General features: G+C 56.1%; 17 protein-coding genes. 6 read left to right on the forward strand and 11 right to left on the reverse strand.

The window, feature by feature from the left end; genetic code table 11:
* Positions 1-351 precede the first annotated feature (351 nt).
* Positions 352-1941 (reverse strand): STY4199 family HEPN domain-containing protein, encoded by a 1590-nt coding sequence (locus tag HV355_RS10085; RefSeq protein ID WP_182401759.1) that lies wholly within the window; start codon positions 1939-1941, stop codon positions 352-354.
* A gap of 148 nt (positions 1942-2089) precedes the next feature.
* On the opposite strand from HV355_RS10085, the gene HV355_RS10090 reads away from it, so the two are divergent.
* Complete coding sequence (locus HV355_RS10090; protein ID WP_182401761.1) at positions 2090-2629, forward strand: GNAT family protein; 540 nt, start codon at positions 2090-2092, stop codon at positions 2627-2629.
* Between the two features lie 71 nt (positions 2630-2700).
* Positions 2701-3039: a lysozyme gene (locus HV355_RS10095; RefSeq protein WP_182401763.1), complete on the forward strand. Its 339-nt coding sequence runs from the start codon at positions 2701-2703 to the stop codon at positions 3037-3039.
* Here the strand turns inward: HV355_RS10095 and HV355_RS10100 are convergent.
* Both HV355_RS10100 and HV355_RS10105 read right to left on the reverse strand, forming a co-directional pair.
* Positions 3018-3620, reverse strand: coding sequence for a response regulator transcription factor (locus HV355_RS10100; protein ID WP_182401765.1), 603 nt, complete (start codon positions 3618-3620; stop codon positions 3018-3020). The genes HV355_RS10095 and HV355_RS10100 overlap by 22 nt on opposite strands.
* A gap of 173 nt (positions 3621-3793) precedes the next feature.
* Positions 3794-4552, reverse strand: a complete 759-nt coding sequence (locus tag HV355_RS10105; RefSeq protein WP_182401767.1) for an SDR family oxidoreductase — start codon at positions 4550-4552, stop codon at positions 3794-3796.
* Between the two features lie 119 nt (positions 4553-4671).
* Here HV355_RS10105 and HV355_RS10110 point away from each other — a divergent pair, with 119 nt between their 5' ends.
* The 3 genes from HV355_RS10110 (at position 4672) to HV355_RS10120 (ending at position 8233) form a co-directional block, all read left to right on the forward strand.
* Entirely contained in the window at positions 4672-5571 is a 900-nt protein-coding gene (locus HV355_RS10110) for a LysR family transcriptional regulator (protein ID WP_182401768.1), read from the forward strand.
* 52 nt (positions 5572-5623) lie between these two features.
* Positions 5624-6649, forward strand: coding sequence for an inner membrane protein YhjD (yhjD, locus tag HV355_RS10115; RefSeq protein ID WP_010426024.1), 1026 nt, complete (start codon positions 5624-5626; stop codon positions 6647-6649).
* Between the two features lie 261 nt (positions 6650-6910).
* Positions 6911-8233: an MFS transporter gene (locus HV355_RS10120; protein ID WP_010426025.1), complete on the forward strand. Its 1323-nt coding sequence runs from the start codon at positions 6911-6913 to the stop codon at positions 8231-8233.
* A 93-nt stretch (positions 8234-8326) separates the two neighbouring features.
* On the opposite strand, the gene HV355_RS10125 is transcribed toward HV355_RS10120, so the two are convergent.
* The gene (locus HV355_RS10125; RefSeq protein WP_010426027.1) at positions 8327-10369 is read right to left on the reverse strand and encodes an AsmA family protein; all 2043 of its coding nucleotides are present in this window, start codon (positions 10367-10369) and stop codon (positions 8327-8329) included.
* 65 nt (positions 10370-10434) lie between these two features.
* A complete protein-coding gene (pdeH, locus tag HV355_RS10130; protein ID WP_010426029.1) occupies positions 10435-11208 on the reverse strand; it encodes a cyclic-guanylate-specific phosphodiesterase in 774 nt (257 codons plus the stop codon).
* 230 nt (positions 11209-11438) lie between these two features.
* Here pdeH and HV355_RS10135 point away from each other — a divergent pair, with 230 nt between their 5' ends.
* Positions 11439-12368: a sugar kinase gene (locus tag HV355_RS10135; RefSeq protein ID WP_126816115.1), complete on the forward strand. Its 930-nt coding sequence runs from the start codon at positions 11439-11441 to the stop codon at positions 12366-12368.
* Between the two features lie 68 nt (positions 12369-12436).
* Here the strand turns inward: HV355_RS10135 and HV355_RS10140 are convergent, their stop codons facing one another.
* The 6 genes from HV355_RS10140 to bcsB form a co-directional block, all read right to left on the reverse strand.
* The gene (locus HV355_RS10140; RefSeq protein WP_108417653.1) at positions 12437-13930 is read right to left on the reverse strand and encodes a pitrilysin family protein; all 1494 of its coding nucleotides are present in this window, start codon (positions 13928-13930) and stop codon (positions 12437-12439) included.
* Between the two features lie 224 nt (positions 13931-14154).
* Entirely contained in the window at positions 14155-15441 is a 1287-nt protein-coding gene (locus HV355_RS10145; protein ID WP_010426035.1) for a dicarboxylate/amino acid:cation symporter, read from the reverse strand.
* Positions 15442-15600: 159 nt separating this feature from the next.
* Positions 15601-17607 carry a biofilm formation regulator HmsP gene (gene hmsP, locus HV355_RS10150; protein ID WP_214594975.1) on the reverse strand — a complete coding sequence of 669 codons (2007 nt, stop codon included), beginning with the start codon at positions 17605-17607 and terminating at the stop codon, positions 15601-15603.
* A gap of 119 nt (positions 17608-17726) precedes the next feature.
* Positions 17727-21209 carry a cellulose synthase complex outer membrane protein BcsC gene (gene bcsC / locus HV355_RS10155; protein ID WP_174339980.1) on the reverse strand — a complete coding sequence of 1161 codons (3483 nt, stop codon included), beginning with the start codon at positions 21207-21209 and terminating at the stop codon, positions 17727-17729.
* Positions 21191-22297, reverse strand: a complete 1107-nt coding sequence (gene bcsZ, locus HV355_RS10160) for a cellulose synthase complex periplasmic endoglucanase BcsZ (RefSeq protein ID WP_182401802.1) — start codon at positions 22295-22297, stop codon at positions 21191-21193. Before bcsZ ends, bcsC begins: the two co-directional genes overlap by 19 nt.
* Positions 22298-22303: 6 nt before the next feature.
* Positions 22304-24727: a cellulose biosynthesis cyclic di-GMP-binding regulatory protein BcsB gene (bcsB, locus tag HV355_RS10165; RefSeq protein WP_182401770.1), complete on the reverse strand. Its 2424-nt coding sequence runs from the start codon at positions 24725-24727 to the stop codon at positions 22304-22306.
* Positions 24728-24737: the final 10 nt, after the last annotated feature.

Raw genomic sequence — 24737 nt, forward strand, 5'->3', positions numbered from 1 at the left:
CCTGCACGAACGACCCCCTCTCCCTTGAGGGAGAGGGCTGGGGTGAGGGGGAACATACGACTCTGGCGGTCATTCCGTTCACTTTATGTTCCTTGCTACTCTGTAACGACATGACCGGTGAACGTGCCAGGGTGGCTCAGTCGCCACCACCCTGGCGACCCGGGCTCCCGGCGGTAAATCGCCGCTTCGCGGTCCCCTCGGCTTATTCCTTCCGGCTTATCGGGGACGCCTCAGCGATTTACAGCCGGACCAGAGCATCGCTGAAAGCCTTCAATCGTTCTGAAACAACTTTATTGCTTCTGTTTAAACATTACTGAGCATTTCTCAGCCCTGCGGGAGAGGGAGACACAATCAGCGAATCACCTCATAAATGGCGGTCTGAATAGACTGCCATTTTTTCGTTTCAGAGCCCGGCTGTGCCTGCGCGCGGCGCTTCGCCATATCCGCGTCGTGCTGCTGGCGCTTCACAACAGCGGGTACGGTGCAAAACGCTTTTAAATAGTCTTTACGCGTTGACGTCAGAGACTCACCGTTCGCCATCGCGTGGCTAAGCGTGTTGATAAACCGACGGCACGGCTTCTCTTCCACCATGTTTTTCCGATAGCGCAGCATCAGTTCAAGCACGTCGTCATGGTCTGACGACATCGCCTCTTCCGTCCAGGACAGCTTCCAGTCCATGCCACCCTGCAAGAAAAGCAGCGCCACGCGGGTGTCATTGCGGTTGATGGCTGAACGGAAATTATTCTCGTCCCAGGTGACGCCCATGCGCGTCAGCGTCTCACGCGAGGAAGGCGTTTCACGCATTTCCTCTACTGGAGGCGTGGCTGCGGCATTTGCCGCGACGTGCTGCGGTTTGCCGCTGGTCACAAGCCAGACGCCCCCGGCAATAATCGCGATAACCATGACGCCAACCGCGCCCCACAGCACGCCGGAAATGAGCTGCTCGCGCTGTTCAGGCGTTCGCGGCGCGCGCTGGGTGGGCTTTTCAATACTGTCACGCACCTCGAACAGATCGCCGCCCGTGACCCGGTCCATTTTCTGCGCCTTTTCCCAGAAGGCATGCAGTTCACTGGCATCCACGGCCAGTAATCCCGCCGGATTGACGCGCGTTCTTCCCTCTTCAAACGCGCGCTGAACGGGTCGGGTGACTTGCGTATAGTAGCGATCGAGAAGCAGGATTTGCGCGGAACTTAATGCCCGCTGCACGGTAATACTGTTGCGGATTTGTCGGATGTCATCAAGGAAGGTTTGCAGGGTGATGCGCGGCTCCACCAGCAGCGTCAGCATGGCGGGATCGCTAAACAGTGACGCGTAGTAACGGCTAAATTCTTTTTTATCCACCAGCAGCTGCGCCAGCTCGCTGAACATCATGCCGCTCAACACATCGTTAATGTCGCCCAGCTTCAGCCAGCGACGAACGCGATCGGCATTAAACAGGGTCTTGAGATGATTATTGAGCCGCACCTGATCGGGCCACGCCTGCTGGATCAGCCCCTTCATCATCAATTCGATAGCACGCACCTGCTTATGCGCCTGCTGCTGTTTGATTTCGCTACCGTGCGCCAGCTCGGTGTTGTAAGTCAGAAGAGGCTGTTGGAGACGAAGATGCTCCAGAGTCGTCACAAACCGCATCGCCGCAATCAGCTGATTTTCAGTGACATCCTGCCCGCTTTCATACTGAGGCACGCGCTGCTGCAGCAGGCGCAGCTGTAGCGTAAATGTCGACATTTCAGCGTCGTTCAGGTTGAGTTGCTTCGCAACAGCAGTCCATCCCCCCAGACCTAAGCGGGCACTGTCCAGCTGTTCCAGAAACCAGCGTGGATCTTTTCCTTCAGAAGCATGTACATTCAGCAGGAGCAGAATTTCGACTGACGCCTGACGAATAACCGCAAGACAGTGTTCAAACTGTTCGCGTATGGGGTGTGATGTGCTGAGAGTCATTGTATTCCTTCAGAGACAATGAAAACGCCTGGGCCAGGCATGAAACAGCCTTTTTTTCTTTTATTTATACGACGTTAAACATACCTGACTTTCTGTTGAAATAAAGTGACAACCTTATAATCATTTAAAATGTTTCAGGAGAATCTGAATGCCCGTATTAACGACCGCGCGTCTCACCTGTTCACCGCTGCACGAGCAGGACTGGCCATTTTTTCTCGCGCTACAGCACGATCCCAACGTGATGCGCTTTGTGGCGAAAAACCGCCCTCTGGCAGAGATCCGCGCCGCGTTCGATTCTCGTCTCGTCCCATGGTCGCCGGGCAGCGCGCACTGGCTTTGCCTCACCGTGCGTGATACGGCCTCGCAGGCTCCGCTGGGCGTCACGGGTTACATTCATCGGGAAGAAGATTGTGCCGAAGTCGGATTCCTTTTCGCACCTGCGGCACACGGGAAAGGTTACGGCTTCGAATCGCTGCGGGCGCTTTGCGATTATGCCTTTCTTCAGGGCGGTATTCGTCGGCTTACCGCCACCGTCACGGCGGGAAATATCGCGTCAAAGCGTGTACTGGAAAAAACAGGTTTTCAACTGGAAGGCGAACTGCGCGAGAATTATTACCTTGGCGGTCAATGGCAAAATGACTGGCTATTTGGCTTATTGAAGCATGAATATCTGAATAATAATCCCTGAGCAATAGCCATTTGGCGGATATTTCTCCCGCGTCGTTTCCTCTACAGTGTTGCCATTAAGAGGAAACGAATATGCCAGGTTCTACGCTAAAGATATCGTCTGCTGCGATTGCGTTAATTAAAAAAAATCAGGGGCTTTCCCTGGAGAAATATCGTGACATAAACGGAATATGGGTTATCGGATATGGTCACATCATCCACCCGCGGGAAGATTTTCGCCGTCTTATCACCCCCACCGAGGCAGAATATTTACTCCACGGCGATTTGCAATTATGCGAGGCGCTGCTGCGGGAAAATGTGACGATCCCCTTAACCCAACAGCAGCATGACGCGCTGATATTAATGATATTCAGCTTCGGTGAAATACCGACGCGGGTAAAAGCATGGCTTCAGGCCGTTGAACGGGTGTAGTACATGGCCGCCTGCGTTCTGTTTTTGACATCCAGCCGACGGAAAAGCGCTTCCAGATGTGCTTTAACCGTTGCCGCGCTGATATTCAGGCTGCGGCTAATTTCCTTATTTGACTCCCCGGCAGCCAGGCGTTTCAACACTTCACGCTGACGCTCGCTTAGCGTTAATAAAGCCTCCTGCGAAGCCTGCTGCCTGAGCCACTCCCCGGGAAAACAGATCATCCCTCTGGACACGGAATCCAGCACGGCGGCGAATCGCTCCGGGTTCGCATTGCGGGGAATAATCGCCATCACGTTTCGCTGCTTCACCTGCTCGATCCATCGGCTCTCTTTTTTCGCCAGAACCATCACCACACGGATTGCCGGGAAGCGATGTATGATTTCCTCCAGGAAAACGATGCCCTCTTTCTGAATTAAACTCCCGTCAATCATCACGATAGCGGCGGGTGACGCGGACAACTGCGCCCATAATTCATCAGCCTGACTGTTCCCCGTCATATCTAATTCCGGAATTAACTTTTGCAGACTCTGTATCGCTCCATGAATAAATATCGACTGCCTGTCAAACATGATTACTCGCATCGTTTTTCTCCCTCTGAGAATAGCGAGGGGGGATTCTACAGAGGCATTATTTGAGAAAAAACTCAATGAATGGAGAGGTTACAAATCCACCCGTTTTCTTTATATCTACCCGTATCTGGACACATTTGTCTTAAGGATTTCCTTAAGAGGTTCCCTCCCCTTAAGCGTGCGGCTTAGAGGAACATACCGCCTGACACTTCAATGCGTTGCGCGTTCATCCAGCCCAGTTTGTCGCTAAGCAGGGCGGCAATGGCATCGCCAATGTCGTCCGGCAGGCCCACGCGACCCAGCGCCGTCTGCGACGCCAGCAGTTGATTAAGCTCGGCGTTGTCACGTACGCGTCCGCCGCCAAAGTCGGTTTCGATCGCGCCGGGGGCGATAATGTTGACGGCGATCCCTCGAGCGCCCAGCTCTTTCGCCTGATAGCGGGTCAGCACTTCCATCGCCCCTTTCATCGCCGCATAGGTACCCGAGCCCGGCTGGGTGAAACGGGCCAGGCCGCTGGAGACGTTCAGAATGCGCCCACCGTCCTTTATCAGAGGCAGCAGGGTCTGAGTCAGGAAGAACGGCCCTTTAAAGTGGATGTTCATGGCGTCATCAAACTGAGCTTCCGTCGTCTCGGTATAGGGTGCATATAAACCCGTGCCCGCGTTGTTTAATAAATAATCAAAGGCGTCACGTTGCCAGACCGTCTTCAGGCTTTCCTGCACTTTTTTAGCAAAGTCACCGAAAGTGGCGATTTCGCCGACGTTAAGCTGTAATGCCACCGCCTTAACCCCTTTTTGCTCAATTTCACGCACGACGTTCTGCGCTTCCCGCTCGCTGCTGTTATAGGTCAGGACGATCCCCGTCCCTTCTGCCGCCAGCTTCAAAACCGCGTTTTTACCCAGGCCACGGCTACCACCGGTCACTAATGCAATACGTTCACTCATGAGAAACCTCGTTTCGGCTGTTATGGAGATTGAGAAAGAGCTTATTAGGTGATAGAAAATCAATAAAGACAGTGGATAACGCTTCACTGTTTCATTAAGAACAACAATGAGCGCCGCCTATGGATAAAATTCACGCAATGCAATTGTTCATCCGTGTCGCAGAACTGGAGAGTTTTTCCCGCGCGGCGGAGACGCTGAGCCTGCCAAAGGGCAGCGTTTCGCGGCAAATCCAGGCACTGGAAAACCAGCTGGGCACCCAGCTATTGCACCGTACCACCCGTCGCGTCAGCCTGACGCAGGATGGGATGGTCTATTACGAACGCACAAAAGATCTGCTGGCAAACCTCGACGAACTGGACAGCATGTTCCTTCATGACCCTTCCAGCATCAGCGGACGGTTGCGTGTCGATATGCCCGTTGGCGTTGCGCGAAATTTAGTCATCCCCAAACTGCCCGCCTTTCTGCAACAGTATCCCGGCATCGAACTGGAACTCAGCAGCAGCGACCGTCTGGTGGACGTGGTTCGCGAGGGGTTTGACTGCGTGGTGCGCGTGGGCACGCTGAAGGATTCAGGGCTGATAGCCCGACCGCTGGGCAAGCTGTCCGTCATCAACTGCGCCAGCCCGGCGTATCTGACGCGCTTCGGCTATCCTGAGACGCTGGAGGATCTGGCTTCACATGCGGTGATCCACTATGCCGCCACGCTGGGCACACGCCCGCAGGGCTTCGAGTTTTATAACGGCAGCACGACGCAGTGGGTCAAGACGGGCGGTGTGTTAACGGTCAACAGCACGGAGACCTACCAGGCTGCTTGCCTTGCGGGGTTAGGCATTATTCAGGTTCCGCGGGTTGGGGTGCGCGATTTACTGCGCGCGAAGAAACTGGTTGAGATCCTCCCGCAGTACCGGGCGGAACCGATGCCCGTTTCGCTGATTTATCCTCACCGCCGTAACCTCTCCCGCCGGGTACATCTGTTTATGGAGTGGCTAACTGAACTCACGAAAGCTTACGTGGACTAGTCGCAAGCTATAATTCAAAAACACATCCAGCTCAACGAAAAGGAAAATGCGCGTGACGCCGGAAAACAATCCGCAACGACCGACTCAACATTTAGAGTATGAACCCATCAAAAAGATGGAAACCGAGCCTGAAGCGCCCGCAACGCCTGGGACAGCCAGCAAAGCGCTGGGCACGGTGACCAGCATGGCAGAAAAGATCCAGCAGCTTCCCATGATTGCGCACCTGATACGCGCCGCAGAACGGTTTAACGACCGCATGGGGAATCAGTTTGGGGCGGCCATTACTTACTTTTCTTTCTTATCGATGATCCCGATCCTGATGGTGTCGTTTGCTGCCGCCGGTTTTGTGCTGGCGTCACACCCGACGCTGCTGCAGGACATTTTCAATAAGATCCTGATTAACGTCAGCGACCCAACGCTCGCCTCCACGCTGAAAAGCACCATCAATACCGCCGTACAGCAGCGTACTACCGTCGGTATCGTCGGTTTACTGATTGCCCTCTATTCCGGCATTAACTGGATGGGCAACCTGCGTGAAGCCATTCGCGCCCAGTCGCGCGACGTGTGGGAGCGCACGCCGCAGGATCAGGAGAAAATTTGGGTTAAGTATTTTCGTGATTTTGTCTCGCTGATTGGTCTGCTCGTGGCGCTGATCGTGACGCTTTCCATCACTTCCGTTGCAGGCTCGGCGCAGCAGATGATCATCTCCGCGCTCTATCTTGATTACATCGAATGGCTGAAGCCCGCATGGCGCGGGATTGGCCTGGCCATCTCCATTTTTGCCAACTACCTGCTGTTCTTCTGGATCTTCTGGCGCCTGCCGCGCCATCGTCCGCGTAAGAAAGCGCTCATTCGCGGGACGCTCATTGCGGCGATTGGCTTTGAGGTGATCAAAATCGTAATGACCTACACTCTGCCGTCGCTGGTGAAATCCCCGTCCGGCGCGGCGTTTGGCTCCGTACTGGGGCTGATGGCGTTCTTCTACTTCTTCGCTCGCCTGACGTTGTTCTGCGCGGCGTGGATCGCCACTGCCGAGTATAAAGATGACCCGCGCATGCCGGGAAAAACCCACCGCTAAGCCCCCTGTCGGGCTGATATTTCAGCCCGGCCAATCATTTCAGCATATAAATCCAGACCGTAACTTTTATTTAACCAAAAACCAGTTTTAATCACTAATATTTGAAAAGTGTGAAGCATTTCATGGAAGGTATTTCGCTGGTCTGAAAATTATCCGCTTTTTGTTGCTTTTATCACCGCCTCGCGACTTTGTTACAGATTGAAATGTCGCTTTTGCTATGCGTAATATGGCCTTTCGTTCGTCCAAAAATAAGAAAATATTATGCAAGCAACAGCCACAACACTTAACGAAGGGGCGGAAAACGTTCCGGTCAACTCGCGTAACAAAGTTGTCGTCGCATCGCTGATTGGCACCGCCATTGAGTTCTTCGACTTTTATATTTATGCCACCGCAGCGGTTATCGTCTTCCCGCATATTTTCTTCCCGCAGGGCGATCCGACGGCGGCAACGCTACAGTCTCTGGCAACCTTTGCTATCGCCTTCGTGGCGCGTCCAATTGGTTCAGCGGTCTTTGGTCACTTTGGCGATCGCGTTGGCCGCAAAGTGACGCTTGTGGCATCGCTGCTGACGATGGGGATCTCCACCGTGGCCATCGGTCTGCTGCCAACCTATGAGACCATCGGCATTCTGGCACCGGTTCTGCTGGCGCTGGCGCGTTTTGGTCAGGGTTTGGGCCTGGGCGGTGAATGGGGTGGCGCGGCGCTGCTGGCCACCGAGAACGCCCCGGCGCGCAAGCGTGCGCTGTATGGCTCATTTCCGCAACTGGGCGCACCGATTGGCTTCTTCTTCGCGAACGGCACCTTCCTGCTGCTCTCCTGGCTGCTGACGGATGAACAGTTCATGAGCTGGGGCTGGCGTATTCCGTTTGTCTTCTCTGCCGTACTGGTGCTGATTGGTCTGTATGTGCGCGTCTCTCTGCACGAAACGCCGGTCTTTGCCAAAGTCGCGGCAGCGAAAAAACAGGTAAAAGTCCCGCTGGGAACGCTGTTGACCAAACACGTCCGCGTGACCGTGCTGGGCACCTTTATCATGCTGGCGACGTATACGCTGTTTTACATCATGACCGTCTACTCAATGACGTACAGCACCGCCGCCGCGCCGGTGGGTCTGGGTCTGCCGCGTAACGAAGTGCTGTGGATGCTGATGATGGCGGTGATTGGCTTTGGCGTGATGGTGCCGATTGCGGGTCTGCTGGCGGATAAGTTTGGTCGCCGCTCAAGCATGATTGTGATCACCACGCTGATTATTCTGTTCGCGCTGTTCGTCTTCCCGCCACTGTTGGGTTCCGGTAGCCCTGCACTGGTGATGGCGTATCTGCTGATTGGCCTGAGCCTGATGGGCCTGACCTTCGGCCCGATGGGTGCGCTGCTGCCGGAGCTGTTCCCGACGGAAGTGCGTTATACAGGCGCGTCGTTCTCCTACAACGTTGCCTCTATTCTGGGCGCGTCCGTTGCGCCGTATATCGCTACCTGGCTGCAGGCGAACTATGGTCTGTTCTACGTGGGCGTCTATCTGGCGGCCATGGCAGCACTGACGCTGATTGCGCTGCTGCTGACGCACGAGACTAAGCATCAGGCTCTGTAAGCTAATGCCGGGTGGCGGCTACGCCTTACCCGGCCTACGATTCAAATGTAGGCCGGGCAAGCGCAGCGCCACCCGGCAAAAACAGGCCGCACCTTACTTCTTCATCTGCGACAAAATGTTCCGGCACTGATTGGCATCCCCTTCTGACGGCGAAATCAGCGCCAGCAGAGCCGCAGCGGGCGTCACCAGCGTGGCAAGCGCTGCCGCTACCGCACCGCGCGCAATCAGCGGCCCGGGCTTCACGCCCGCCTGCGGATTTTTGAAGGTGCCGCGCACGTAGAGCGGCGAGCGCAGGGTGATGATACGTATCCCCTTACTTTCCGGGTCGATGGTGAGATCAAGTTGCTCAGAGGCCATACTGGCCGTCCCGGTCACGTTGATCACCGCATTCTCCGTATCGAAGGCGAAGATCTGCGGGCGCGCCACGCCGTTGACCAGATCCACGTTTGCCGCCGCACAGTTCACGCGGACTTCATCGTCGCCGAAAATCTGGCCGATGATAAAGTTACCGACGTTAAGCCCCAGAATTTCCATCAGGTTGCGGCTGATCAGCCCGTCGTTCATCAGCAGTTTCAGGTTACCATTACCGCTGCCCAGCAGCGCCGCCACGGAGTTGCCCACGCCGCGAATGTCGGCATCGCCGTTCATCTCACCGAGGGTTTTCTGCATCAGTTCGACGTCCGGCATCAGCTCTTTTAGCTTAAGCCTGCGCGCCTGAATCTCTGCCCGTCCCTGCATCGGCTTTTTGTCGCCTTCCAGATGAATGTTCGAGGAAATCGTCCCGCCCGCCATGCCAAACTTCAGCGGCTGCAGACGCAGATCGGCGTTTTTCAGGATGATATGCGTCGAAAGATCGCTCAACGGCAGCGTGCTGCCATGCTCAATTTTGCGCCCTTTGAAGCGGACGTCCGCATCCATCACGTCCCACTTATCGGTCTCAAAGCGATCGTAAGGCAGCACTTTTCCTGCAGGCTGGATGTCCTTTTTCACCTCTTTTGATTTGGTGCCTTTGCCGGAATCCACGCCAATCAGCGGGCCGAGATCGGCCAGACGCAGCTGACGGGACTCGACGTCACCTTCCAGTTTCGGACGCGGTTTGCCGGTGGTGTAGGTCAGCGAACCGTGAATATCGCTGTCGCCAATGCGGCCGTTGAAATCCCTGTAGTCAAAGACCGACGATTTCTCGGTGTCGATTTTTGCCACCAGATGTCCGTCCGTTTCAAACGGTGGGGTATCCGGCAGCAGCACGCCGGTCAGTTCATACAGCTCACCCAGCGAATCACCGGCAAACTTCAGCTGCAGGTCAACACCGCCCATGTTCATCGGGTCGTTAACCGTGCCCACGAACGCCACGCGGGTGTTACCGGAACGGAAATCCGCCTGCACCGGGAACGGTGTGCCCTCGCTCCTGAGCGCCAGCATGCCGCCAATCTTCCCTTTCCCGGTCAGCGGCTGGTCGTTATAGCGCCCTTTTGCCGTCAGACCGAAAACGTAATCGCCCGCTTTTGCGCTGTCGCCTTTGGCCTTGCTGCCCGTGACTTCGCTAAACGGCAGTGGCTTACCAAGCGGATCGACCAGGATCTCCACGTCTGCTTTGCTGACCTTATCGTCAATGGCGATCCGCCCGCGATCGAAAAGAATGTTATCAAGGCGGAATGACCACGAAGAGGGCTGCGCATTGGGATCTTTCTCGCCGTCGCTGGCAAGGTTAAACGTCCAGTTGTTGTTCTTTTCAGAAAGGCGGATCAGGCGTGCGTCAGGCTGCTGGAGTTTGATCCACGGCAGGTAAACCGTTTTGGTCAGCAGCGCGAGCGGTGCCAGCGTGGCTTCAACGCGCGGCAGGTGAACCATTGTCACGTCAGGGATGTCCGGCGGGTTGCCAAGAATAATGTCATCGGCGTGAACGTGCGGCCAGGGCACCCAGCTTCGCCAGCCGGTCTCCTCTTTCTGCCGTTCCCATACCACACCCAGATCGCCGCGTATGGCAAAGGGTCGGTTCAGCTCAGTTGAGACTTTCTGGTTGATGGTCGGCTTAAGACGGTTCCAGTCGAATGTCGCAATAATGATGATGGTGACCGCGATCAACAACAAGAAAATCCCTGAGATCCAGGCGATAACCCTGGTTGTCTTTGTCATTTTTGTCCCCTTTCCTGATGACCTGTCCTGTAAAACTATAGTCCAGACAAAGGGAAGCGGGCAGTTCAGAGCGTTGTTATCACCGTTTCGAGCGTATCCATCGGCACCGGACGAGAGAGGAAGTAGCCCTGCGCAGCGGCGGCAGGAGAGTTTTGCACATCACGCCACTCTTCCAGCGTTTCAACGCCTTCAACAATCACGCCCTGGCAATAGCGATTCATCAGCTGCAGCAGCAGCGTGAACAGGTTTCGACCTTCCTGCGTCTGGCGCAGCATGATAAAGAGGTCGCGGGCCACTTTGATGTAGTCGTAACGCACTTCGCTAAGGGCCGAGAAGTTCGCCATGCCGGTGCCGAAGTCATCCAGCCACAGCGGGCCAAACTCGCACATGGAGGCAAATGAGGAGTCCTGCGGCAGGCGGACATGCTCCACCAGTTCAAAACGCATCCATGGCAGGGAGGCAATCAGCGCCTGCAATTTCTCGTTCTGGCGCAATGCCAGCAGAGTTGGACCGTCTACATTGACCGACGCAAGGATATCGTGCCGGGCGAAAAATGCCTGCTTCGTTGCCAGCATCCGGAGTTGTTCTTCCAGCACATCTAGGCGCTGGCGAACCGCCACCTCCGCAAAATAGCGGTCAGGCGCAATGCGCTGTGAAGGATTCGATGGGTGTGTAACGACCGTTAAAATCTCAATCGCCATCAGCCGACCATCGGTGCGATAGATGGGTTGATAGGTGTACGCTCGATCACATTGCAGCCAGTAGCGATGCTCCTGCAAGTTCTCAATACTTGCCTCTGGCGTAGTGTTCAGCCGCTGGATAACCTGCTCTGACTTCATTTCAGATGTCCTGTTGTATGGGATGACCTTTTTGGACTCGTCACTGGGTTATCGGCGCGCTAATTGAGAACTTTATGTTCAATTAGCCGGGAAAATGAAATTAAGATGACAGAAATTTGCAGGAACACGCGCTGGCTCAAAAAAAATATTGGAACGTCGTTTTAATATGGTTGACCACAAAATTCACTCAACGCACACTACCGTAAATTACTCTGTTCAGGTTCACGACTATGTCCAAAAAAATTGCCGTGATTGGCGAATGCATGATTGAGCTGTCCCAAAAAGGCGAGGAAGTCAGCCGCGGTTTTGGTGGCGATACATTAAACACATCTGTTTATATTGCCCGTCAGGTTACTCCTGACGCACTGAGCGTGAACTACGTTACTGCGCTTGGGACGGACAGCTTCAGCGAGCAGATGCTGGCGTCCTGGCAGAGCGAGAATGTTCACACCTCCCTTATCCAGCGTATGGAAAACCGCCTGCCGGGTCTGTACTACATCGAAACTGACAGCACCGGCGAGCGCACCTTCTACTACTGGCGTAACGAAGCCGCCGCCAAATTCTGGCTGGAAAGCGATGCCGCCGCCGCCATTTGCGAAGAGCTGGCCACCTTTGACTACCTCTATCTGAGCGGGATCAGCCTGGCGATCCTGAGCCCGGAAAGCCGGGAAAAGCTGCTGTCTCTGCTGCGCGAATGCCGCGCCAACGGCGGCAAGGTGATCTTCGATAATAACTATCGCCCTCGCCTGTGGGCCAGCCGCGAAGAGACGCAGCAGGTTTATCAGCAAATGCTGGAATGCACCGACATCGCATTCCTGACCCTGGATGATGAAGACGCCCTGTGGGGTGAGAAGCCCGTGGATGAGGTTATCTCACGCACTCAGGCTGCTGGCGTGAGCGAAGTGGTGGTTAAACGCGGTGCGGATTCATGCCTGGTGGCCATCGCGGGCGAAGCGGTGGTTGAGGTACCCGCGGTGAAACTGGCGAAGGAGAAAGTGATTGATACGACGGCGGCGGGAGATTCTTTCAGCGCGGGGTATCTGGCGGTACGCCTGACGGGCGGGACGCCTGAAGCGGCGGCACAGCGTGGTCACCTAACGGCGAGTACCGTGATTCAGTATCGCGGGGCGATTATTCCACGTGAGGCAATGCCTGTTTAAATAAGGTGCGGGCTGATGCCCTCACCCTAACCCTCTCCCACAGGGAGAGGGAACCAAGAACCGGGGTCTTACTGACCCTGCGGAATATCGCTCGCATCCTGGTGCAAATCATCCGCCGATGCAGCCTGTGCAGGCTGCGCTTCAGGCGCCATGATCGCATCCCAGGTCGCTTTCAGTTCCTTCATGTTATATTCCGGCTCGCCTTGCGGCTGCAGCAGAATCAACGCCATATCCTGCGATAGCTGCTGACGCAAATCCTGATTTAACATCTCTACGGTCAGACCGCTGAGGAAATCCTGGCGTAGCTTTTGATACTGCTCCGGCGCGATATCGACCACCTGGTTTTGCAGGGAGCGAATACGCTGGCTAATCAGGATATCGGTATCGGCGCGAGCATAGGTGGCAAACAGTTTCTGCAGCTCAAGTGATTTCTGCGCGACCAGCGCGTTGAACTCCTCTTCAGAGAGCCCCTCTTTACGCACTTTTGCCAGCTCTTTCGCCACCACGCCCAGGTTCGTATTCAGCTTATCGCCCGGCGATTCAACGTTAATGGCGCACTGCGCACGCTGGAACAACACCCGGCAGTCAAAGCCCAGACCAATATTCTTCACGTTGTTTTTACTGAGCGTTTGCTGAACGTGCCAGAACAGCGCTTCACGCGCCAGGTCTGCACGCCAGTAGCGCAGCAGCGCGGCGGATTCGCGAATAGGCTGCCAGGCGGTGTCCCACATCATAGAGAGACGATCCTGACGCACGGTGTCCGTCATGATGCTGACGGATTCAGGACGCAGCGGCGAAAGGGTCGGTACGGGCGCAGGCGTTTCACGCTTGCCTTTAAGCTCACCAAACACTTTGTTGATTTGCTCGACGACCGCACGGCTATCCACATTGCCGACCACGATCAGGGTCATCGCATCCGGGGTGTACCATTTCTGGTAGAACGATTTGACCTGCTCGGCATCCACAGGCTGCTTCAGCGGCTCTGCCGGATCGTGACCGAGCAGCGTTGACCCTTTCAGGCGGTAGCGCCACCAGCCCTCTTTGGTATCGACAGGCCAGGTCGCCACCATGTCACTGTTGCTCAGCGCATAGTTGACGGTTTCCGGCGTCACCGACAGGTTACCGGTGGCGTCGGAGAGATAGGTCAGCGCCTCTTTCAGCAGGTCGTTACGGTTATTTGGCAGACTCAGGTTGAACATGGTGTAGTCGTATGACACAACCGCAGGGGGCAGAGGACGTTTCGGGTCGATGGCCTGTTGCCAGAGCGAACGCACCTGTACCGCCTGCAAACTGCCGCTCTGGGTGAGCGCCAGTCGAGGAATAAAGTGGCTGAAGCCAGTCTGCTGGGTGCTTTCAGTGAGGGAACCGGTATTCACTGACAAACGAATTTCAATACGATCGCTGGGACGCTGCGGAGTCGCTAACAACTGCCACTGAAAACCATTCGCCAGGGTCCCTTGTTGCCAGGCCGGGTCTGGCTGGAGCGCATCTGCCTGCACATAACTGGCTGCTGCCATCATCAGCAAACCGCCGGTTAAGAGTCGAATTTTTGTGCCCTGCATGTGAACCCCTGATCAACATTCCTGGTTAAAAAGAGTGTCTCGCGACGTGAGCACTCTAAAGATGACGATGAAAACACTCCGATTAGACCGCGTGTTAAGCCAAACGTCACGGAGGGAAGTGAAATATACCCAAAAAAAATCTTGTCGAAGTATGACAGGTATGAAGCATTATTATGCGCAGGAGCCCGCATCCCGACAAGGGAATGCGGGCAATTATGACGTGATTAAGAGGATAAACCTGCTGATTTGCTGTCAGTTGGGCGATTATTTAACGTATCGGTGAGCTTTTTGTGATCCAGCTCTTTCACCCATTTCGCCACCACCACCGTAGCCACACCGTTACCCACCAGGTTGGTTAAGGCGCGCGCTTCAGACATAAATCGGTCAATACCCAGGATCAGCGCCAGGCCAGCCACCGGCAGGTGTCCCACCGCTGAAATGGTCGCCGCCAGCACAATGAACCCACTTCCGGTAACACCCGCCGCCCCTTTCGAGGAGAGCAGGAGCACCACCAGCAGGGTGATTTGATGGAAGATATCCATATGGCTGTTGGTCGCCTGGGCGATAAACACCGCGGCCATCGTCAGGTATATCGAGGTGCCGTCCAGGTTAAAGGAGTAGCCCGTCGGGATCACCAGCCCCACCACCGACTTCCGGCAGCCCAGTTTTTCCATCTTATCGAGCATACGCGGCAGCGCCGACTCAGAGGACGAGGTGCCCAGAACAATCAGTAACTCTTCGCGGATGTAGCGGATGAACTTGAAGATGCTGAACCCCGCCGCACGGGCGATTGAGCCCAGCACCACCACCACAAACAGAATACAGGTGATGTAGAAGCAGATAATCAGCTGACCCAGCTGTACCAGCGTGCCGACGCCGTATTTACCGATGGTAAACGCCATCGCGCCGAAGGCACCGATCGGGGCCAGACGCATGATCATGTTGATGATGCCAAAGATGACCTGCGAGAAGCTTTCAATGACGTTGAAGATGAGCTGGCCTTTGCTGCCCAAACGGTGCAGAGCAAAGCCAAACATCACGGCAAACAGCAGCACCTGCAGGATATTGCCACTGGCGAATGCGCCGATAACGCTGCTCGGAATCACGTCGAGCAGGAAGGCGACAACCCCCTGATCTTTCGCTTGCTCGGCGTAAACGGCTACCGCCTTCGCATCGAGCGTGGCCGGGTCAACGTTCATACCCGCCCCAGGCTGAACGACGTTAACAATGATCAGGCCGATAATCAGGGCAAGCGTACTGACCACTTCGAAATAGAGAAGCGCTACTGCGCCGGTACGTCCGACCGCCTTCATGCTTTCCATGCCAGCGATACCCGTTACCACCGTACAGAAGATGACCGGGGCAATGACCATTTTGATGAGCTTCACGAATGCGTCGCCAAGCGGCTTCATTTGTGCGCCCAGTTCAGGGTAGTAGTGACCAAGCAGAATACCGACTGCGATGGCTGTCAGGACCTGAAAGTAAAGGCTTTTGAAGATTGAGGTTTTCATAGGGTGTCCTTGGGAAGAAAAACCACAGGCTTTTTAAGGTTATGGTTAACCTGCGGCTCTAAAATAACACCCGCATAACAGGACAGAAATAAACCAGGTTCAAATTTGAAACACAAATGTTAAGAACTTTGAGCTGGCTCGCACAAGCCAGCAACAAAATTACACTTTTGCGTTATTGCCCACGTCGGCAAGGTAGCTTTTTTCGAAGATATCCGACGGCACGGCCCGACCAAATAAGAAGCCCTGGCCGCCCTCCACACCCGCTTTAGCCAGCCAGTCGCGCTGGTCTTCATTTTCGATACCTTCAGCAATCACATGCAGGTTGAGACTGCGCGCCATCTGGATAATGGCCTCGACCATACTGCTGTCTTCCGGTAGTCCATCGACAAAGGTTTTGTCGATTTTCAGCACGTCGACCGGCAGCGTTTTCATATGCTGAAGCTGCCGCAGTCCGGCGTAGCCCATACCGAAATCGTCCAGCGCGATGCGAACACCCGCGTTACGCAGCGGTTTCAGGATCGCCACGGCTTCGTTCGGGTCGTCAATACGACGGCTCTCCGTCACTTCCAGAATCAGCGTGTCCGGCTGGATGCGATAGCGGTGGATCAGCTCCAGCAGCTCCGACACCATGGTCGGGTGCATCAGCTGTAAGGCGGAGAGGTTTACCGACAGCGGCAGGGTGATGCCCCGCTCCTGCCAGGCCGCAAGCTGGCGGCAGGACTCTTCCAGCACCCAGTACCCCACGCTGACCATCAGGCCACAGGATTCAATCCGGTCAATCAGCCCCTCAGGCAGCTCCCACGAGCCATCCGGCTGCTGCATACGCAGCAACGCTTCGGCACTGTTCACTTCACCTGTGAGCAAATTGACCTGCGGCTGCAGCCAGATGGCAAACTGGCGGTTGTCCAGCGCGGTCAGTATGTCGCTCTCTTCGGTCAGACGCTGCTGCGCCTTTTCCATCTGCTCCGGGTCGAAGAACTGGATCTGATTCTTCCCTTTGCGTCGCGCGGTGAAGGCCGCCGAGAATGCGCGACGGTAAAGCTGCTCTGCCGTCAGGTCGCCGTAGAACATCGCAATCCCGATACTGGCGCTCGGACGAAGCTGGATCCCCTGAATCGGTAACCGCTCATTAATGACAGTGAGCACTTGCTGACCTAGCGTAATAGCGTGCCATGGCTCTTTCACCCCATGCGCGATGATCACCAGGTCATAGCCGCTAACCTGAGTCAGCACCATGCGCGGGGCAAGCACCGATTTCACCTTTTCCACCAGCGTCAGGAGCAGCATTTCACGCTGGCTCTCCTTGAGCACGCCCGCCGTATCCTGCAAGGTTTCGCAGGCGACCACCATCAGCGCGGTGGTCTGTTGGCGGGCAACCGTCTGCTCCAGCATCGCCATCAGGAAGGCTTTATTTGGCAGATCTGACACCGGGAAACGGGTGGCACTGATATTGAGTTCATCCTGCTGGCGCATAATGCGCTGTTGATTGATGTTGTAGCTGCGCACCAGCATGCCGATTTCATCGTCATGATGCAGACGCGGCAGCGCAATCTGGTGGCCTATCTGCTCCTGCGGCGGTAGGTCGTTCAGCTCTCTGGCGATGCGGCGCAACGGATGCACAATCAAACGGTTAATACACCAGGTGAGCGCGACGCTCAAAATAAGCGTCAAAAGTAAGTAAGCAGTCACTAACGTAGCAACCCAGCTCATGACAAACTTATACATGCGATAGGAGTCTGACTGAAGGACAAGGTAGGCTAACGGCTGAGGGTTGGCCGGACGTTCCAGTGAATAGATGGGCAGGGAAATTTGCACCGGTAGCTCAAACATGCGCATGACCATGACCGGGACGGGGCGTTCAGGAATGAAGCGCATCCGTAACGCCTGAAACTGATTAGGCAGAACGACATCCGCGCGGCTGACAATACCCGCAGGCTGGATGCGTTTTAAAATGGTTTCCGCGTCGGGAATGTCCCCTTTCAGGATCGCGGCCGACAGCGGCTCACGCACCTCACGGGCAATACTTTCGAGTTGCGAAGCCGTGTTGTAGCGATTCTGCTGTACGGCATGAAACAGCAAAATAACGCTGAAGAGAAAGACAAACAGCATCGTGACGGCTGAAACCATCGCCATCTGTTTGATCGTTAAAGAACGGCTAACACGCAAAATGACTCTCCACAGAACTCGAAGCGCAGGGCGCACCAGGGAGTGAACCTGGTGCGCCTGAGTATACCCGATTGCTGCACTTTTAAGAGAGACTTACAATTGGATTAAGTTAAATCCGATTACCAGTCGGCGTAAGGGACCAGCGGCTCTGGCGGCAGGTCCATATCGCCCTGCCAGCCTGCAGCAGAATAACGCACGTAGAGAAGCGCATGGCTCGGGGTATAGTCTTTTGCTTCCTGAATATCCACGCCCAGACCGACAAACCAGTTGGAGGTCACGCGGCGCTCGATAATCGCTCTCGCGGTATAACCTGTACCGGAGGAGCTGCTACCGGTTTCCATTTCGCCTCTGTCGGTATAGCGGCCAGGCTCATCGGTTGGGATCAGACCCTGTTTCGGATAACGCAACTCATCTTTCGTCTTCGAATGCGACCAGGAGACCGAACCGCCCAGCTCCCATGACCAGTTCTCAGTACGCTTACGCCAGGTGACGGGCAACGCAAACGAAACATACTCCTGCGGGCTATAGTAGCCGCCCTGTCCCAGCGTGTAGCCACTGAGATCTTTGTCGTAATGCCAGAGCATGTTAGACACACCGACCGTCAGACGTTCGTTGTTTTCGTTGATCAGCTTGTAGTAATAGCCGGTCATCCAGCGGATGCGCCAGTTATCTTCCACATTTTTACCGGTCAGGCTGTCCATGTTCAGGCTCGACCAGACGCCGTTCGCCTCACCTTTGTCATAGCTTACGCTCACACCGCCGCCGGTCGAACGGACGCCGCCCCAGGTGGTGTTGGTATTGGTATCTTTTTGCCCGGCGAAGGCCAGCACAGAACTGGAGATAGGACGACGATGCGCGTTCAGGGTGTAGCCAATCGGCCCCAGGTCACTGCTGTAGCTCACGCCACCGACCACATCCACCACGTCGAAGCCCATTGGCGTCGTACCCAGATCCCACGCCCAGGTTTTATTCTGCCAGCCCACGGCCACGCTAGCACCGTTCGCTGACTGGTTCGTGTTGCCGCTACATGGCGTTTCGGCACAGGTACCCCATTTCGGATCGTAGGTGCCGTTATTGGTGGCAAACGAGCCAGCGTCCATATTGACCAGATCGCTTCGGAAGAACATGCGTCCATCTGACAATGGCGCGTCGACCTGCAGCATCGTGGTATGCGCTTTCAGGTCGGAATAGCCACCGGTGCCGCTGGAGCCCCAGTAGTCGTGTTGCAGCGTGACGTTCACATCCTGCTGGCGATACAAATCACCGGCATCGCTGCGCACGCCGCGCTTCAGCCAGTCGTCTTTTTCATCATTTCGCGTCAGGCGGGTGAAGCTGTCGTTATCCGCCGGGCGCGTTGACGTGATGCCGGACGACACCATCGCGTCTTTATAGGTTTCCAGCGCCTGCTGCGGCTGGCCGTTCTGGGCCTGGAATCGTGCCGCATCACGCAGCACCAGCGCATTGTCCATCGATGCGGGCTGCGATTTGGCCTGAGGGATAATCTTGCTAAAGGTTTGCTCTGCGGCGGCAGAATCGCCCAGGCCGGCCTGCGCCATGGCGATCCGACGTTGCATATTGAGCGACGGCGGTTGACCATTTTGCGCGGCAGGCAGTTTCGCCAGCTCGGCACGCGCCGCGTCTTTATCACCTTGCGCAATATAAACTTCGGTCAGTCCGAGGAGCGCATCTTCGTTTTGCGGCTCACGCTGGAGCACGGTGCTGTAGGCCGCTTTCGCGGCGTTATGATCGCCACGCTGTTCTGCCCAGTCTGCCAGCGTTAAATCGATACGTGTGGATGCTGGCTGCTGACGAAGCAGGTCTTCAGCCTCCTGCGCTTTCCCGCTGTCACGCAGGCGGTTAGCGGTTTCCAGCACCTGATTGCTCTGCAGTCGGTCAGCCAGCTCCTGAATATTGCCGTTCCACTTGTCGCGCGGCAGGGTATCCAGATGCGCCAGCGCGGCGCGATCCTGATCGTTCCCCGAGAGATACAGCCCGTTGGCGTAGACCTGATCCGGATCGCCCGGCTTCTGGCTTGCCAGCTGGCGCATGAGAGTATCCGCCTGACTGCGCTGACCCGCGCTGTAGAGATCCCGCGACAGACGGTAGGTAATCCATACGTCTCCCGGCGAGAGCGCAAGGCGACGACGCTGAATTTCTGCGGCCTGGGCGTATTGCCCCTGGTTTTCCAGCTGCTCTGCCTGCGCGGAGAGCTGTTCGTTGGTCAGGCTACGTTCAATATCATCTATGCTGCGACGCTGGCTGGCCGAGAGTGACTGAATAAACTGTGTCGCCTTCTCCGGCGACTGCGCGCGATACACATTGGCGAGGCCGCGCACCGCATTACTGTTGCCGCTGTCCATGCGCAGCGCCTGACGGTAATACCGCTCGGCGGCGTCGTTATCTTTGCGCGCGGCGGCGGCATCGCCCAACCCCAACACCGCATAGCTGTCGGTATTATCGATATTGCGCGCCTGCTGGAAATAGCGCTCCGCCTGGGCAGTGTTGTTAGCTTTCAGCGCTGCATCACCCTGCTGGATCAGCAGCCAGTAGCGGTTGACCTTCAGCAGGCTGTCCCACTTGCCCCGATTATCGCTCTGCGGATCGAGGGCGATTGCCTTTTCAAACTGCGCCACCGCGCGAGCGCGGTCACCTTTTTGTGAATAGGCCTGGCCCAGCGCGCCCACGGCTTCGCTGTCGGTATGGTTGGCACTGACCGCTTTTTGCAGTTCTGCCACCGCTTTACCGCCCTGCCCGGCATCCACTGCGGCTAGCCCTTCGGCTTTGGCGCGGAACGTTGGGTCGGCAAGTTGTTTTTGCTGTGCGTCAAGCTGTGCCCGCGCCGCCGTCACGTTGTCGCCATCGCTAAACACCGTGAGGTATTTCTGCAGCGCGCTGACGCTGGCACTGCTGGCAGGCTGATCTTTAATTTGCTGATACCACATATCAGATGCCTGATTGCGGCCATTGTTGGATTTCGCCATCGCCTGCAACACCGCAAAACCTTCATCGCGGCGTCCGCTCTGGAACAGGAGTTGCGCCAGCGCAGCCTGCTGCTGCGTATTGCCCGGATTACTGGCATTAATCTTCTTCAGCTGATTAATGGCGGCATTCCGTCTGGCGGGCTCTTTGGCTACAAGCGTCCAGTATTCTGCTGCCAGGTCGCCATCCGGCGGATCGCCAGCAAACAGTTTGTCATAGGCGGCAATGGCTTCCTGCGTATGACCTGTCGTCGCCAACAGGCGAGCCTGCTGCAAGGCCTGGCGGCCATCCGGCGTGGAGAGCAGCATCGTGTTGCGGGACGTTTTGTATGCGCTGGAGCTCGGCGCCATGCCTTTCAGGCGGTCCAGCTCTTTTTGCGCGCCCGCGTTATCTCCCTGACGTAAGAGATAACGGAAACGTGCGGCAATCACGTCCGGGTTATTCGGGTCGATCAGCTCCAGGCGGTAAAGCGACTGGCGAACCAAATCCTCACGCTGCGTCGATTCGCCCAGACGAACCTGCTCCAGCAACTGTTGCTGCTGGGGGGAATTGGCGGCCCCGGCCATTGGCATCAGTGCCAGGCCAAGCGATAAACTGAGTAGATTTATTGTGAACTTGCGCATTCCTGGCCCCAATCCGGTATTAATTCACCCTGTGTGGTGAAGCGAAAACGATGCTGATCCCACCCTTGCCCAAAGAGGGTCAGTACATAGCTGTAATAGGCATTATTATCAGGAAAACGATCGGCGACGCGCTGTCGTTGCGCTGCCTGCGCGTCCCGATTCTGTAAAAAAGGGAGCAGAGAGGCAGAAAAACCGACCGGGCCTTTATCCGTCCGTTTTCCGGTTGCCACGTCTACTTTCTCCGGCGGTATACCCTGCTTTGCCGTCACCGTTGCCATTGGCTTAAAGCGTGCCAGCAGCCGAGCCTTCTGCGGATCTTTATCATTCATCATGCCCACCCAGAGATAAACGCGGATGGCGTCGTAGCTGCCCACCAGCGATTTATCCTGACCAAGCTGCCAGCCTCTGTTTTTCTGGTACTGCACCCAGTTCGGGGAGAAGCCTTTCGGTGCCGTCTCCAGCAATAAACGCAGATTGGTTTCACGAAGCGTGGTCCACGGCGTACCAAATCGGGTGAAATAGTTCGCGAGCTGTGGCGGGAGGTAGCTGGGGTTAAAGCGCCAGGCGTTCTCTTCGGCAAATCCGGTTTTACCCGGCAGCAGCATGAAGCCCAGACCCGGCACTTTCACCACTTCCTCGCTGACGATGCGTTTAAGCAGCCCCTTGCCTGTGCGGGTGTAGTCCTGATTTTTCCACAGCCGCCCTGCTTCCAGCAGCGACCAGGCAATCCAGATATCGGCATCGGACGCGGAGTTTGGGTCGATAACCGCCCAGGTCTCTTTGTCCTTTTGCCCCCACAGCCAGGCAGGCAGGTTGGTCGCTAAATCGCCCCCGGCGAGATTATCGCGCGTCCACGCCAGCAGCAAATCGAACGCTTTACGATCGTTTGCTGCCAGGGCAAAGAACAGCGCGTAGCTTTGCCCTTCAGAGGTGGTAATTTTTCGCGCGTCACTGGGATCGATAACGCGCCCGCTTTCGCTGATGTAGTCCTGTTTAAACTGTTCCCAGGCAGGCCAGCTACAGGCGGCGCGTAGATTCGTCGCCGCCAGCATCAACACGGCGAATACACACCAGCGAAAGCCTTTCATCACAGCTTACTCATGATCCGGATTCAAACGACGACGGCTGATGATACGCAGCAGACGCCACAGCACCCATGCCAGCAATATCACACTCACTGCAGCCAGAATCGCCAGCAGGACCGGATGATTGGACAAGGCATACCACAGACGTTCGAACCACGGCAGATGACCGACATAATAGACATCGCCGACGCGCAGGCTGTTGACGCCCGCCTCACGGATAACGGAGACAGAACCATACATGGCGGCCCGTTTACCGCTGTCGTTCATGGCCGAATTTAACAGTTCATACCCGCGAGGGCTGTCTGCCAGCAGGGCGATCACGCTGCGCTGGTCGTTGTACGGTGACTGGAAGCCCACGATTGCCGCCATCGGGCCCGTTGAGCTTACGCTGGTTTTAACGCTGGCCTGGCGGTCACCGCTGTCCGGCATAATGCTTGGGAACTCGGTCTGGCGCAGCGGCGTGTTAACCCACGACTGGGCAGCCTGCACCAGCAGATCGACGCGTTTATCATCCTTCAGCTTGTCCGGAATGGTGCCAATGACCATGATATCGGCATCTTTATTCTGGATTTGGCTGCCATCGTCGGTGAGCGAGACGTTGATGGCCGGTAAACCGGTTTGCGAACCAACGGTCCCCATCGTATTCAGCAGCGTCGACACCTGCCCCTCATTTGGCGCTTTCGGCATCACAATAATCGACTCAGACAAGTCGGCCATGCGGCTGAACGGGAAGCTGGCGTTGGCAAACGCACGCAGATCCGGCATCGCGATAAAGTGATAATACTTCGAGAAGTCGATAGTGGACTCATCGCCGATCACAACATGGTTCTGTACCGGCTGGAAGGTGATGCAGTTATCGACCGAACCGCCAGGCATCGGGTTCATATACTGGAAGTCGAAACGCAGCTGGTTTATCGCGCCAAGCTTCAGCGCCGGGATGGACACATCGGTTTTACCGTCCAGCAGCCCCTGCAGCACAGGCAGGCGGAGCATCAGGCGGTTGGTTTCCTGGTTGCTCGTCAGACTGAATGATTGCAGGAACTGGTTGTTCAGGCTGATATCCATCCGCGAGCTGTCTTTGGTCGACGGCGCGGTGTAACGGTAGTTCAGGTTGATATCAATTCCGTTGGTGCGCAGCAGATACAGATCGGGCGGCAGATTCATCGACAAACTGACAGGAGAAGGCTCAAGGCCGGTCGACTGCAGTTGCTCTTCATAGGTTTTCAGCTCGCCGAAGCTAATAGGGCGATCGGTACGCACCCAGTGAGGGGCATCGTAAGGCTTACGCGGCAGCAGCGGTTTCACCTCGTCCACCACAACGCTGTTTCCCCGGAAGAGAACATTCCCCTGCGCAATGCCTTTTGCCGCCTGCACCAGATCTTTCTCATCACGCCCGAAGACGACCAGCAGCTTCACATACGGATTGTCCGGGTGGTTGATCATTTCAATCGTCGGCGCTTTCACGTCCGGGTGTTCGCGCAGGAACGCCGGGCGTTTGGCGTTAGTGGCAAACACAATGGCGTTTTTGTCCGGCATTTTGTCGTACATGACCGGGAAGCTCTGACCGCGCCAGCCGGAGCGAGAGCCAAACCAGGAAGCCACGATGGTGGCGGCAAGCTGTTCCGTCACATCTGGCGCACCGGCAAAGACCATCGGCAGGTTTAACGGGCGATTGTCACGCGGGTCGAAGAACGGGACCGGGAAGGCCGAGAGATCGTTTTTCAACGCCAGCGGCTGATAGGTCAACTGCAGCGAGGAGTTACGACCAATATCCATCCACAGAGTGTTGCTGGCCGGGTTTTCACACACGTCGCGATAGTGGCCGACGAATTCCAGACGGACACGGTTAAAGTCGGTGATGAACAGCGGGTTGATCGGCACCTGAGCCAGGGTTTTCTTACCTAACTGCTCTTTGGTGACCGGCAAAACGTCCATCAGTTCATCGTTCAGGTAGACCTTGAGCTGAGACTGAACGGGCAGCAGTGACGGTGACGGCGTGTATTCCAGATTCAGCACCGCATTCGATACCACTTCGTCGCTACGCATCCCAAACTCAACGCCGCCATTAGGATTGATGCCACGCAGCACCATACTGCCCGGCGGCGGGGCAATCTGGGCGAACGACAGCTTCACATCGCGCGACGGCACATTTTCGGCGACGACAGGCGCACTGGCACCTCGTACGCCTGGCATCACCTGCCCAACGACCTGGCTGTCGGCAGGTAAGGTATTCCCCGCCGTCGGCTTATTCGGGACCACGTTTTCCGTTTGCCCCGGTGCTGCCGTGACAACAGGATCGGTCGCTTGCGCGACCACCGGAACCGTAGGGGCAGGCGTGGCCGCTGCGTTATCAGGCGCTGCGTTAGCCATTGTTGTAGGGAGCGCACTCATCCCCATTGCCACTGCACATAACCAGGAAAGTTTTGTTTTCATCGCGTTATCA

The sequence above is a fragment of the Enterobacter sp. RHBSTW-01064 genome (assembly GCF_014103035.1).
GTDB lineage: Bacteria > Pseudomonadota > Gammaproteobacteria > Enterobacterales > Enterobacteriaceae > Enterobacter > Enterobacter mori.